Raw genomic sequence first — 14801 nt, 5'->3', positions numbered from 1 at the left:
TTGTTTACGTATTAAAATTCTGCTGTCAAAGAGAGCCACTTTCCGGCTGTGGTCATCCATACCTCTTTGTACGTAGCGTTGTTGGCTTGCGGCCAGTAGGGCACATCTTCGTTATAACGCGTCTGAATACCGACCGGCATTTCGCCTACCATTTCGCCTGGTAACGGACAATATTGCTGTGCAAAGTTAGCGCCTTCTCCGTAGATTAAAGACTGTCCAAATGGATTCTTTCCGACCGTCCAATACAACTGCTCGCGACCAATCTGCAATAAATCTTCATTCTTCAAAAATTTACCGACGATAGTCGCGGCTTTACCATGACTAAGGTGAATCGCGGCATTACCGCGGAACGAAAACCATACCGGAAAACGCTTCAAGTAATACTCCTTATCCAAATGTACCCCTTGCTTTAATTGATCGACATAGTCATCTTTGGCTTTTGCTCCCGCAAAAAGATGCTGTCTATTAAAACTTAAGGAATCCTTCGCCTCGTCAATGTGGTACACACCGGCAGGTGCCATGCCATAAGGCGCGGTATATTTCATAATCTTCGTCAAGTAATCTCCATAGGACTGCAAAGATTCACGCCATGCCTTTTGCCGTGAATGGCCAGGCTGTCCTTCGGCAAGGGCGACTAATGCTTGTACATACACCTGCTCGCGCGACTGGTGGTTTGCATGTACGACGACGTTCTGTTGCTTATCGCGGTAGAAGAACCCTTTTAAGCCGTCGGCATCGGCTAATGGTGTTTTGCGCTGCGACAGCAGCACCTCTTCCATAAAGTCTACGGCATGCTGCGCATATTTCGGATCTTTGGTTAACTTATACAATAAACTAGCTGCCCAAGAAGCGGTCGCCATAAATTGACTTTCCGAAGTATTGTAGCTATGCTCCCAAAAAATTGGGAAATGATCATAGCCGGTCTCTTTCCATTTTGCGAAGGCAAAGTCGAAGTCTTCTATGGCTACTTTACGTAATTTTTCCGCTAGTGCAGGATCTCTACCGACACTCATCGCGCCATAGGCTTCATAGGCCGAGAACAAGAAATTGTCGAACGGACTATCATGCACTCGTGCTTTCATATCGTCCATATTGCCGATAAGACCATCTGTCCAGATCACAATACCGACACTACTCGCTCGGTACCCTTTTCCTAAACGTGTCTTCAACACGAAATCGAGTCCCCACTCGGCTTCTTCCAATAAGCGTAGATACAGCGCATGGTTTTCATCCTTCACTTTATTGGCCATTTCTAACAAGGCATACACCACATCACCTGTCTGCAAACTCTGCTGCGATAAATCGCCCGCATCGTGCCAACCACCATTGTAGGCTAAGCGTAGCCCTTCATGTGTAGCGCCAATATCAGCATGGCAAGAGCCGTGTTTTTCGGATACCGGATGTCCACAACGCTCGCAGAAGATAAAATTCAGCACCCGCCACACGGAGTTTTCCCAGATATTAGCACCAATGCGAAAAGGCTCCGTACGGTTGTTGTCGACGTTGAGTATATATTGCCCTGGCGTAGAAAATGCGGAGAAGTCCAATACCTGATAGCTACCGATACTCGTTTTATCCGTCTTCACCTTTCCTTTGTAAGCAACCGTACCGTCGCTCGCATGCAACAGTTTAAATACCTTAGCTTTCTCGCTGTCATCACTCAGCAACGCTGTTTTCAAGCCTTGCTGATCATAGCCCGAAGAGGAATAGATGATACGATTAGGGACGGGCTGCCAGCCGAGCATGCGTTCAGGCTGTTCGATTTCTTGCAACTCAATACCATCGATAAAGAAGTTTAGCGAGTCACCCGTTGTGCGGTCTTTACCAAAACCGGGCACACCAAAAGCTATACGCGTAATCTTATCGCGTGGCAAGTCGCCTATTTCAAGGTAACAGGTGTTCCATTCGCGATTCACCAAGTTAATTTCATGCGTTCCTTCGCGGTAATATTCATCGGGAATCTTCTGCTTACCATCGTTGTAATAATGTAAGTTTAAGTGGATATTACGTCCGCCTTCACAATCGGGATAGATGCGAAAGACAATACGGTTGTACTTCTCCCAGTTTTCACCGCCCACTTCAAAGACAGCCGAGGCACCTCCATAGTTGGCGTAGTCACCATCAGCTGGGGCGCCAGGCGCCCATTCATTACGTACCGTAGGCACTTGCAGCTTTATGCTTCCTTGATTAGACTGTGCCTGTTGCTTGTCCAAAAATATTTTACCGACGCCCTGCTGACGCCAATTTTTAAAGTCGGTGATTCCTTTTGGATGATAGCGCTGTAGGACCTTCTTTTTCCATCCTAAATTTTCCAAAGAAAGCACCGTGTCTAAAGGCAGTGGCCGATGTAAAATACCCGTCTGCCAAATTTCTTCATTCAGCTTCGGGTCTTTGGTCAGCCTAGGCGTTTGTGCCAACCCCAACTGGATGAGGAACAGCGATGCAATACTTGTGGATAAGATTTTAAATTGATTCATCTTTTTTATTTTGCATTAAATGGAGCTTTGAATTCTTTTCTAAAGGTTTGAATACCGTCGGAAGGGAAATCCTTCGGCACAGGTTGTGTCACCTGTCCCGTCGCGGCCCACTCGCAACCGCGTAGCAAGGTTACTTGGAAACCTGTACATTCCATCGCATAGCGCAACTCAGGATCGTTCCCGACATGGCCCATGACAGTAACAAAGACGCGTCCTTTACCATAGTTTACCGTCCACATCAAAGGATCTTCACGTCCATCATTACGCGCATCGGTATCATCTATGGTCGTCGCTAGGACTTCCATATGCTGAGCGGGACCACGTAGACGTGTATATAATTCATCTTTAAAATGGCTCCATAGCGGAGGTAGTCCTTTCAAAATGGGATGCTCAATCTTTTTATGACACACGGTGAATGGATGCTGCAAGCCGTGATGTCCCGCGGAACCTGGGCTATAGTCGTAGACTAGGCGGTCATGTTTATAATATACATATGGACCAACACGCTCGTCACGTCCATCCCAAGCACCTAAGGCCGTCATCTTGTTATACTCCGGCCAGTCGGCCATGGGCACAATAGCGGAGTGGATAACCACCAAGGCACCGCCAGCCTCCATGTATTGCTCCATATCGCGCTGCGTATCTTTAGGCCAAGTTGTTCCACCATAATTTACCACCACCAAATCGAAACTTTTGAAAGTAGGGCGAAAGCTGGAAATATCTTGTCCCAAAGGAGGAGTAACAGCTACTTCCACCTTAAATCGATCGCTATTTTCCAATATTTTTTGAATAGCATCGGTACTCCCCTTCCACCAATGGTTTCCATCTTGCCCCGTCACAATTAAAGCTTTCAATTTTTGCTGCGCAGCGGCAGGTAAAAGCTGAAGAAAAAATAAGCCCACAAAGAGGAGCCCTATGTATTTTAATTTCATGTCTATTGCGGTTATTTGCTTTTGTTAAACTCAATACGATCGTATACCCAATGTCCACGGAGGTTGTTGCCATTTTCATCTACCGTAAACTGCCCATCTTTTAGGTAGCGACGGTATAATTCAAAGCAACCATCTTTATTACGATCCTCCAGGATAAGTTCTCTTTTATCGGATAGGATTTCTGAGGAGGTATACTTTACTTCTTTGGAGTAGTAGCCGATAATAACGTAATAGGAACGAAAGAGGTCGAAATAAGGATAATGCCCAGCATCTCTGGAGAATAAAATCACTTCCACATCTTCGGCATCACCTTCCATCAGCACCACCTTGCTCTGGTTAAATCCGTAGCCCGACTTTACGACCGAAGGGGGATAGGCATTCCAGGTGCGTGCTTCTGAAGTTTGATATTGGGCATGCGTAGTTTTTGTGAGGCACAAAAACGCAAAGAGGTAAAAAACATGCTTAAATGTCATTCTTATCTTTTTAAATAAAATGTATATTTTGACTTGGTATAGGTTTGCTAGGTCAGAAACATAGCATGGTTATCAGCACAATATAGTAAAAAAGCTTCAGTCTACTTACTAAAGACTCAAGCTTTTTCAATTTATTTCCAACCAGGGTTTTGATCTAAAGCACCCTTAGAAGCATCGATCTCTTTTTGAGCGATTGGGAAATAACGGAACTTCTCCGTCCATCCTTTAGCGGCTAAAATTTCGGTGCCTTTGTCAAAGCGCATAATATCAAACCAGCGTTGCATTTCGTCGATAAATTCATAGCCACGCTCTTCAAAAAGACGATTTAAAGCATCCGTTTTTGAAAGTCCTTGTAGGCTAATTCTATTGTTTGCATTTTGGAAAGCACGATCTCTAATTTGATTAAACCAGGCTTGCCCTTCGGCATCCACTTGTCCTAAACTGCGCACCTGTAATTCTATCGCTAGGAGTAACACATCCGCGTAGCGAAAAAAGCGAAACGGCATCGAGTAGTTGTTTAATGGATTCACATCGGTTGCATTCTCTTTACGCGCGTGGTATTTGTAATGTCCTAACCATTCAAAGTTTTCTTGGTTTGTCTGAATACGGAAAGCGGCGCTAGGCTCCAACTGTCCTGCAGCCACCAAGGCATTCACCTTGTCGATTTCTTTCTTATAGTCAATTACAGTACCTTCACGACGTGTATCGCCCGGCTTGAACATTTTATAGATGGTGCTCGGCATGGTATTTTGTCCATAGCCCTCAAGAAGCCCTCCTTGTGCTGCCGAACGAGGATCAATAACACCACGGCCACTCAAGGCTCTACCCAATCCATTTCCTTCTCCCGTATTATTCCCGGCATAGGTGATGTCATAGATATTTTCAGCAGAGAACTCACCTTCTTTCAACCATAGCTTCGTATAGTCGGGTAATAAGGCATAGCGATTGCTCGCAATAATTGACTTAAGGTCGGCTAAAGCGGTTGGATATGCCTGTTCGTCGCGCTGAAACAACACAATTTTTGCACGTAGCACGCGCGCTGCATCTTTACTAATTCTACCTTTCTGTGTACTTCCTTTTTCTGGTAAATACTGGATAACATCATTGGAAAGATCATTCATCATAAACTGATAGATCTCCTCACGCGTACCCTTCTTTACGGAATAGATTTGTGAAGGCGCTAAGCGATCACCGATTAATGGGAACTGCTCATAGCCCATAAACAAATGGTAGTAAAACAAAGCCCTGTGGAACTTAGCTTCCGCGGATATGGCATTAGTGAACGTTGCTGGAAGGCTACTTTGGCCAAGCTTGGAGATAAGAATATTACAGCTTGTTACACCATTGTACAAACCATAATCCCACTCATTCCACCAAGCTGGTGAAGTCGTCGGGTCAAAGGTAAAACGATCATACTTTTCTTTATAAACCCCTTCACCAATACCGCCGCCTGTTTCGGACTCATCCGACAGCAGGGAAGCATAGCTGAACACTTCCATCAATCCATTTTGGGCATCATCCATGATGGCATACAAGCCCATCATCACTTCTTGCTCATTTTTATAAAACTCTTGCTCTGATACCTGTGTGGTTGGGTTAATCTCTAAAAATTTACTACAGGAATTCAATCCTACTAAAAAAGAAAGAATAACGGTTGATCTTATAATTGTTTTCATTAGCTTCTTGTTAATATGTGAATAGATAGGTTAAAAGGTCACACTCGCGCCAATCGTGAAAATCTTGGCTTGTGGATAGGTACCTCCATCAAAACCGTTACGTGTTCCTACTTCCGGATCGTAACCGCTGTATTTTGTCCATGTCCATAGGTTTTCGCCTTGCGCAAAGACGCGAAGTCTAGACATCCACAGTTTTTTCACAGCTGCTTCTGGCAAAGAATACCCTACTTGTAACACTTTCAAACGTACATAATCACCTTTTTCAACAAACAAATTAGATACCCAGGTGGTATTGTGATTCGGATCTCCTTCGACTAAACGAGGCATCCAGTTGGATGTTCCTTCGCCATGCCATCTATCCAACCAGCTACCATCCCAGTTAGCTTGTGTGATATTAACTCTACGGTAGAACTTATAGATTTCATTGCCGGCCACCCCTTGTAGGAAAGCTTGCACATCAAATCCTTTCCAGTCGGCATGTAGGTTAAGCCCAAAGGTCCAATCCGGATTTGGTTTACCAAGCATCTGACGGTCGTTACCATCTAAGCTGCCGTCGCCATTGACATCTTTAAAGCGTACATCACCAGGCTTCGCATTCGGTTGGATTAAGGATCCTGTTTTGGGGTTTACATGTGCGTTAACCTCATTCATATTTTGGAAGATGCCATCGTGCACATAGCCATAGAAAAATCCATACGGTTTACCCGACTCCATCCACGTGACCGTACCACCAAGTCCACCACCAATAATATCTAAGCCCACGCGGTCTGGACCGATGTTGCTCACGACATTTTTCACGTAGGAAGCATTAGCGCCGATGCCGAAGTTCACTTTGTTGATTGTCGCTTTGTAAGAAGCTTCCAACTCTACTCCTTCATTTCGCACAGCACCATAGTTGACACGCATGCTGCGGAAACCGGTATATTCAGGCAGTTGCATCCAAAGCAACATATCTTTGGTATTCTTCACAAAATAATCGGCGGTAAAGCTAAACTTACCATTGAATAAACGCAGGTCTAAACCGATATCCGTCTGCTCTGAAGTTTCCCATTTGAGGTCTTCATTCACGTATCCCGATGTTTTTGCGCCGGTGAGTACTTTACCGTCAATCACCGCATTGTAGCCTACAGACATGTTGCTGGTGTAGCCGAAAGCACCAATAGCCTCATTACCATTCTGTCCCCAGCTCGCTCTAATCTTCGCAAAATCTAACCAGCCTGGTCTGTTTGCCATAAATCCTTCTTTGGTCAATACCCACCCTGCGGATACAGAAGGGAACACAGCGTATTTATGCTTTGGCCCAAAGTTGGACGAACCGTCGCGACGCATCACGGCTTCAAATAGATATTTCTCATCGTAGTTGTAGCTAGCCCGACCAAAAACTGATACCAACTTGTGTTCCGATGCACCACCATTCACGCGCTCATTCGCACGATCACCAGTAGCAATGTCGATGTATGCTTTGTTTAAGTCAACGACCAATAAATCGTAATCTGTGCCCGATAAATCGGAGTAGAAATACGAAGACATCGTTGTTCCCGCCAATAAATTAAGGTTATGCTTGTTCCACGACTTCGTGTACGACAAGACGTTCTCTACTTGCCAAAACTTGGAATCAGACTTTAAATCTTCAACAATCGAGTTTAGATTCTTATTATTGGTATTCAAATCATAAACGGGCGTCACTTTACGGCGCGAGTTAAATGCCCAGTCTAGGCCTAGGGAACTTTTGAGTTTCAACCCTGGCAGAATCGACACATCCACGTTCATATTCGACCCGAAGTACTGTGGTGTACGTAACTGATTGTTGTTCACTTGAATCGCTGCCAAGGGATTATTGATCTCATTGAGGTCAATAATATTGTAAGGCATGCCGTTTGGAGCTACAATATAATTGGGGAAGTTTTGTTGGTACTGCTTAATTTTTGCTGGATCCGTCTGGTAAATAGCTTCTGTTGGAGGCAACATGTTGATCGATGCAATTAACCCACCAGCTTCCGAGTTTCCAATATCAGAACCTTTTCTGCGCTCCTTAGCGTAGTTGGCAATGGTGGTAAATACCACTTTATTCAACCAGTTTCTGGAATCTTTATCCATCAGCGTTGTGGAATAATTCAAGCGCGCGTTTGTGCGTTCATAATCGGAATAGCCTTTACCAAAAATCCCCGATTGTTCCACATTGGAAAACGAGGCGTAGAAGCTGCTTTTATCCGTACCGCCCGACAGGGAGAATTTATGGTTCTTTAAGGGGGCATTTTTGTAGGTCAAAGCCTCTTGCCAATCGGTATTCACTGTAGAAGGCGTAGGAAAATAGGGTGATTTCCCTGAATTTTGCGCCATTTCATTCATCAGCATTTGATAATCGATGCTATTCAGCAAGTTGATTTTACGCTCTGGATTTTGGATGCCATAGGTAAACTCATAGTTCATCTGCGTAGGACTGCCTTGTCTTCCTTTTTTCGTGCTGACTAAGATTACGCCATTTGCTCCGCGCGCACCATAGATAGCGGCAGAAGCGGCATCTTTCAATACCTCGATAGACTCAATATCCGATGGGTTTAAATAGTTAATGCCCGAGTAGGAAGGCATTCCATCCACGATATATAGCGGTCCTGCATCATTCACTGTACCTGTTCCTCTAATTCTAATTTTAGAGTTAGCACCGGGCTGTCCAGACTCCGAGGTAATCTGTACGCCAGAAACTTTACCTTTCAATGCGTTCTGCACGTTCGTTGGGTTTCCGAGGTCTAGCTCATCGGCTGTCACACGGCTGATTGCTGCCGATACGACACTTTTCTTTTGCGTACCGTAACCAACAACCACGACTTCTGTTAAATCAGAAACTTGATCTTCCAGCATCACACGGATTGATCTTTCGTTGGTCACACGGACTTCTTGTGCTTTAAAACCCACGGCGGTAAAATGCAAAACAGCATCCTTGCCGTTAAGTTCTAAACTGAAAGCTCCTTTACTATCCGTCATGGTCTTCAAGGCTGTACCTTTCAGCAACACCGTTACGGATTGCATCGGCAGCCCTTGGGCATTCACCACGACACCTGAAATTTCTTTTTTCTGCTCTTTCACTTCAGCAACCATCACGTGTTGTTCTTTCAGTGGGGCTTTTTCAATCACAATACGGTTGTTACGCACAAAATAACGTAAGGACTGCGGGCTTAAGGCCTTATCCAATATGGTTTCTAGTTCCGCATTGTTCATCGACAGGCTCACCGGTTTACTACCGGCCAAATCTTCTTCTAAATACAAAAAATGAAAGCCTGTCTGCTTGCGCAAGTCTTCGAAAAGACGCTTGAGACTTATATTTTTTGAGTTTATGGAAGCACGCTGTCCAAATACTTTAGCTGTAAGTTGCGTTGTCGAAAGCACGACTAGCAGGAGTATAAACTTGAGCATCATCAAAAGCTTAATCGAATCACTATTAGGGGACTTGCCATAGCAAGCCATTAATTTTTTATACATTTGTAAATGGGTTTGAATTAAATTGGTTACACATAACTATCATCATTTAGGCCCTAGCATTTGATGCTTTATGACCGGAGATGTTCCAGCATTTCCGGTTATATTTTAAGGCGAATATATAGGCTTAACTTACCATACTATCCGGACCTCCTTTCCTGTTCTTTTAAATTTAAATCCGCTTAATAACGCTAAATCTTGAAGTAGATCGTCTAGCTTTCCAGCAATGGGAAATGAGCCACCGATCCGTTTTGTCGGCAACCCTTTGTCGGTAACCACCGAAATATTATACCAGCGAGCGACTGTTTTCATGACCGAAGCTACATCCATATCGTTAAACACAAAATAACCATTACGCCATGCCATTGCCTCATCCAAATCGGCCTTCTGCAAGCGCATATCAGCCTCGCCAATAATGCTTAACGCTTCATAACCGGGCTTCAGCACAAGTTCTCTTTGGTCCTTACGTACGGTGACGGCACCTTCAAAAAGTGTGGTCTTCACGAGCTTCTCTGTTGGATAAGCAGCCACGTTGAAATGTGTTCCATGCACCAACACTTCGGTACCGTTGGCCATCACTTTAAATGGTTTATGTGGATTTTTAGTCACCTCAAAATAGGCTTCTCCTTCGAGCTGAATGGTACGCTCATGGGCGGCAAAAGCTTTGGGAAAACTAATTGTCGACGCCGCATTAAGCCATACCTTGGTCCCATCAGGCAAAGCAAAATTAAACTGCTCTCCCGTCGGGACCTCAATGGTATAGCTACCCATATTTTCAACATTCCTTTCTAATATATTTTGGATGCTTGATGCCTCGTCGGCAGCTAAAGAAATAGCGCGACCATCTGCGGTGCGGAGAATAACTCCTGATGCTTGCTGGTCGCTCGCGACAGCAAGCTGCACAGCAGTTGTTTGTGCTTCGTGTTGATAAGGCCATAAGAAGTAACAAAAGCCAATCAATAGGACTGCTGCCGCTGAAGCCGCAAACCAATACGGCCTTAGGGATCTTACGGGCTTTTTCAGGCGTTGATCGATTCCTTGTTTGATTTTGAGCTTCATCAACAACTTCTGCTCCTCGGAGCTCCATTGCCAACGACTATTCATTGGATTTTTCAACACGATTTTTTCGATAAGCAACTGCTCTTCTTTCGAACAGGAACCTGCCGCATATCGTTTAAAAAGTATTTTAAACTCTTCTTGATTCATAATTGAGATTTTGACTTTAAGGTAAAATCAATATGAAGAGTATGTTAAATCGGACAGAGTGGTAGGTCTTTTTTTACAAAACACACAACAGGCTTATTGTCAATGATTTAATTTTTACAAAGAGACATAAAAGTATCAAGAACAATAAAAAAAGTGAGATACGGAAGGTAGGCTGGGTCTATATGCAGACGCAGAAACTTAAGGGAATTGTAAATCTGTTTCTTAACCGTTTGGTCGGAAATATTGAGCAGTTGGGCAATCTCTTGGTAGGATAAATACTGTTTTCTACTTAGAATAAATATTTCCCGCATTTTTTCGGGCAATTTATTGATTTCAGCATCTATCCAATCACTAAGTTCTTTGAGCTCCACAGATTCAGGAATTTGCGTACTATGCGCTGCATAAAACGACGACATGTTATCCACCAGCTGTTGGTTTTTAAGATTCTCTTTTAATCTTTTGAAAGCTTTGTTACGCGCTAAAATGAAAAGGTAGGCTTTTAAGGATCGTATACGCGGTATCTGGGTTTTAATTTCCCAAAAGCTAATAAAGGATTCTTGCACCACATCGGCCGTCTCATCGAGGTCATTTAAAATACGCATCACGAACTTAAATAAGTCTTCCCAATAGGTTTCGTACAGCTGTGAAAAGGTGGCTTCATCCCCATCTGCCAACAAGGATAGCATGTTTAAATCATTGGCATTGGTGATCATCCTGCTTTAGACTTTATATGATTGGTTGTGCAATCTTACAAAATTTAAGGAAGATTTCAAAATATGGGTTTTAGAAAAGCGATTAGTTGTGCGACCCAATTTTGCGAATCTGAACTTCGAAATCTTCGCGCAATATCTATGTTTTAATTTCATGTCCGTCTGGCGTTTATAGATGGTATATACAATCAAAAGCTATCTATTTAAGCGATATTTCTTCTTATTTACCCCTAATTTATCCCGTTATTTTCATAGCAAAATTTGCTAACCGGCCACTTGTTAATTGATAATAGTATTTGTTTGTAGTTGACTAGTCGCAAATTTCCCGACATCTCTTTACGTACGGTTGAAATGTAGAAAAATAAATAGTCTGAAATCAATGTTAATTAAGATGAAATCGAAATTTAGAAGTTTAGGCAACATGGGTATGTTCTCAAATGCAGCCTTAGCCTTTACAACTATTTATTCTAAAGCAAAGACAATGTTTCAGCAAGTGGCTAAACTCGTGTCAGTAAAGAATTACTCGGCGTAAAAAATCCCATCGACACAATAAAAAAGCGGGTAAGAGTAGTAGCACTGCAGCTGCCCAGACGGTAGTGATCCATTTACAAAATCAAGTTCATCTGACGCCATATTTACCAGTGAGCACTCCGTAACAAGTGGCAGCCTGTTGCGGTCAACGTCCAGTAGCCACGCTGCAGTGGCTGGGGAGCGGGCGCCATTTGCAGATTACATCAAGTATAAATCATGGTGTACAAAGCTGTCGGTGGTTCTATAACTGAAAAGACCTATACCAATTCAGTCGACAATACGGCTGAGTTCGCATTGGATGCAGAACAAACCTATACTTTTGTGTCCTATTCGATCTACTGCAGCAGTTCCCGCTATAAAATCACAGGCCGAATTGGCGAATGCTTGTCTGAATAGAGATTTCGGAGACCTTGACCATACAATTTCTCAAATTTATGATCAGTTATTTCGAACAAATATACCGATCAGCGAGGTCAATATCTGGATCATCACCGCATTTAGGAAGGCGCGCACGCACCTTAAATAGGCTAATAAATAGCACCGGGAGCAGCCTTTTCCTGCAATTCTTTATATTGTAAAATCTTCTGCAATACCTCTGGATTTTCGATAACACTTGGGACAAACTTCGAGCTATTCATATAGGCAAGAATGGATTGTAGCAGCTGTTTTGCAACAGGTCTATTTGCCAGATCAGTCTCCAGATCAAATGAAGCCACCATCAGCTTGCCTTTTCCTACCGATCCCTCGAAGAGTGAAGCCAGTTTTCTATTGTTCGCAAAATTATCTATCATTTCGACAAGGGCCTCACCGCCTTTGATCTGGTCCATGACCATTGTTGTGGAGTTGATCTGTAAGTCCCACCACTGCCAGTCTGTATGCCCATCGGTTGGAAAACTACCAAACACGGGATGTTTTGGCTCACAGCGCAATCCCATTGTCCCTGCCTGCTTCGGAAAATGTACCGGGCTCCAAAATACAGGCACAAATTTACCTTCAATGCCGGTAATTTTTTTCCAATCAGGATTTAAAAGAACCTTTTTACCTTCCCGCAACAGACGCAACGCTTCGTCCAGCTCCCTTGTATAGCTTACATCAGCAAAATCAATTTGATTTTCTTTAGGATACACCCATATATTCCAATGATTTTCATAGTTTGTACCTTTGAGATTAATATGAACTGTCAGCTTTTTGCCCTGTTGTATCGCCTGCAGTGGCACTTCAAAGCGGCCTATATTCCCGTTGTACCCCTGACCTACAACTGTTTGAAAGTGACCTTTTGCAACAGTTTTCGTACCATCTTTCATAGACCACTCGACCAACTGATCGCTCAATGTTGCAGCACCATAATTGCTGATGTCTACAATCCCCTCAAATACTTCATCATTGGTATATACGGCTTTGGAAAACTGGAGCAGGGGCACTACTGGGGCACAAAACTGTTTAAATTCTTTCGCTGAAATAATGTTCTTACTATCCCAAAAGGCATCCAATAATCCGACTAAAGCCGTGCCCTGGCCCGGGAAATCATGGAGATCCAATAATTGATAACCGCTAATACCCGGCGTTTTCAGCGCCCGTTCCAGTTCTTCTTTATACAGAATTGCAGCCAATTTGCCTGAAGACATCATATATACCTTCGCTTTATGCAATAAACCCTTACGTTTGAGATCTTCGGCTACAGCAATAAAGTTTAAAGGCTTTAAAACACCTGTATACTTTTTAATCTCCTCCAAATTGGGATAAACAGCATATTGTCCAATCTCATGCGTAACGACAGGAATAGAAACACCATCCAATGAAGCACTGTAATTTTTATTAAAGACAGGAGGTTCACTATTAAAAACCCCTTGTCCTCGCACCCATCCCTTTGCCGTCCACTGCGTAATCAGAAAATCGTCAAAGGGTTCGCCGGAAATTCCATGTCCTTGTTGAAAAGTAAATGATGTCGCCGTATATAGATGTCTCTTATCTTTCTCTTTTAGGTATTTTACAAGTGTGTTAAGGGCATCAAAGTCGCCGCTCAATTCATTCCCCATACTCCAAAAGCAGAACGACGGATGATTACCGTATTGTTTGATCATCCTGTCAGCCTCCTCATATAGAAAACCTAAAACCGCATCATCTTTACCCACGTTATTTTCCCAGATCGGCAATTCAACCTGAAGGTAGAACCCCATTTCATCAGCTACAGCAAAGGCTGCTTCTGGGGGGCACCAAGAGTGGAACCGTAAATGATTGAGTCCCCATTGCTTCGCTGTCAAAAATACTTTCTTCCATCCCGCTTTATCCATTGGAGGATGCCCCGTCAACGGAAAAATACTGCACTCCAATGTCCCCCGGAGAAACAGAGGCCGTCCATTGATGTTCATCACTGTCCCCTCCTTTGACAATTCACGCATACCAAACGATGTACTCAACACATTAACTCCCTCACTGGAACGGCATTCCACTTCAACTTCATAGAGACTTGGTGAAAACTCGCTCCACGTTTTGCTATTCGCTCCCATATTATAGCTGAGTGGTATACTGGAATCACCAGGGGCTAATAAAACCTCCTTTTCTATTGTCGGAAGATACTTGCTCTCACCCTTAAATTTGGTTCTTATCCTGAGTGTACTACTGGTATTTCTTTGTGTTTTATTTGTAAGGACTACCTTTAGGTCTACACGTTTTGCGCTCAAAACCGGAAAAGTACTTAACTGTTTGATATGAATTTTATCCAAGGCTTCAATATACATTGAACCGATGATACCATTCCACATAATCTGGGTATGGTCTGTATAGGCATGTGCCATATCATCGACACTGATCCCCAACTTCTTGCGGTTATCAATGCGGATAGTCAGACGATGCTTTTTTCCAGCCTTTAAAAAAGAACTTAAATCAAATTCATGTGAACCTACAAGACTGCGCTGTTTTTGCGGAATTTCTACTCCATCAACCCAGACATTGGATTCCCATATAATCCGCTCCAGTTTCAGGATCATTTCTTTACCCGTCCAGCCTTTCGGAATAAATAGCTCCTTGCTGTACCAGGCTGCCCCCACATACCGATGTTTCCTTGTCAGATGGGAAAGTTGGGGTTTTGTGAGCGCCGGTATTAAGCTATTCGCAGTTCCCAGTCCTGCATCGTCAGTTGTCCCAGGTAATTTGATGGGTGTTGTGAAAGACCTATTCGTCCAACCGTTCCTCACACCCACATCCTCTGGGTCAAGTTGTACACTCCATTGTCCGGCAAGATTGAGCTGATGCCCTCCAAGTGCCAAAACGCAGTAACTCTGTAGAAGAGCAAGCAATAAAATGAGATAACGATGCATGTCTG

The 14801-nt window shown here is 43.5% G+C and carries 9 protein-coding genes; 1 reads left to right on the top strand and 8 read right to left on the bottom strand.

The window, feature by feature from the left end:
- Positions 1–11: 11 nt before the first annotated feature.
- The 7 genes from HMAT_RS14080 to HMAT_RS14050 all read right to left on the bottom strand — a co-directional run bounded on the left by HMAT_RS14080 (position 12) and on the right by HMAT_RS14050 (position 10951).
- The gene (locus HMAT_RS14080; protein ID WP_104383506.1) at positions 12–2477 is read right to left on the bottom strand and encodes a glycoside hydrolase family 9 protein; all 2466 of its coding nucleotides are present in this window, start codon (positions 2475–2477) and stop codon (positions 12–14) included.
- A 5-nt stretch (positions 2478–2482) separates the two neighbouring features.
- The gene (locus HMAT_RS14075) at positions 2483–3409 is read right to left on the bottom strand and encodes a ThuA domain-containing protein (RefSeq protein WP_104383505.1); all 927 of its coding nucleotides are present in this window, start codon (positions 3407–3409) and stop codon (positions 2483–2485) included.
- A gap of 11 nt (positions 3410–3420) precedes the next feature.
- Positions 3421–3882 carry a hypothetical protein gene (locus HMAT_RS14070; RefSeq protein WP_104383504.1) on the bottom strand — a complete coding sequence of 154 codons (462 nt, stop codon included), beginning with the start codon at positions 3880–3882 and terminating at the stop codon, positions 3421–3423.
- Between the two features lie 131 nt (positions 3883–4013).
- Entirely contained in the window at positions 4014–5558 is a 1545-nt protein-coding gene (locus tag HMAT_RS14065; protein WP_104383503.1) for a RagB/SusD family nutrient uptake outer membrane protein, read from the bottom strand.
- Positions 5559–5588: 30 nt separating this feature from the next.
- Entirely contained in the window at positions 5589–9035 is a 3447-nt protein-coding gene (locus tag HMAT_RS14060; RefSeq protein ID WP_158655883.1) for a TonB-dependent receptor, read from the bottom strand.
- 129 nt (positions 9036–9164) lie between these two features.
- Positions 9165–10238, bottom strand: coding sequence for a FecR family protein (locus tag HMAT_RS14055; RefSeq protein ID WP_104383502.1), 1074 nt, complete (start codon positions 10236–10238; stop codon positions 9165–9167).
- 107 nt (positions 10239–10345) lie between these two features.
- Positions 10346–10951: an RNA polymerase sigma factor gene (locus HMAT_RS14050; protein WP_104383501.1), complete on the bottom strand. Its 606-nt coding sequence runs from the start codon at positions 10949–10951 to the stop codon at positions 10346–10348.
- A 744-nt stretch (positions 10952–11695) separates the two neighbouring features.
- On the opposite strand from HMAT_RS14050, the gene HMAT_RS14045 reads away from it, so the two are divergent.
- Positions 11696–11875, top strand: coding sequence for a hypothetical protein (locus HMAT_RS14045; RefSeq protein ID WP_104383500.1), 180 nt, complete (start codon positions 11696–11698; stop codon positions 11873–11875).
- A 131-nt stretch (positions 11876–12006) separates the two neighbouring features.
- Here the strand turns inward: HMAT_RS14045 and HMAT_RS14040 are convergent, their stop codons facing one another.
- Positions 12007–14796 (bottom strand): sugar-binding domain-containing protein, encoded by a 2790-nt coding sequence (locus HMAT_RS14040; RefSeq protein WP_104383499.1) that lies wholly within the window; start codon positions 14794–14796, stop codon positions 12007–12009.
- Positions 14797–14801: the final 5 nt, after the last annotated feature.

Origin of the sequence: Sphingobacterium sp. HMA12, assembly GCF_002933815.1 — a bacterium.
Classification (GTDB): domain Bacteria; phylum Bacteroidota; class Bacteroidia; order Sphingobacteriales; family Sphingobacteriaceae; genus Sphingobacterium.
The sequence above is the reverse complement of the archived record's forward strand: the minus strand, read 5'-3'. Positions and strand labels throughout refer to the sequence as shown.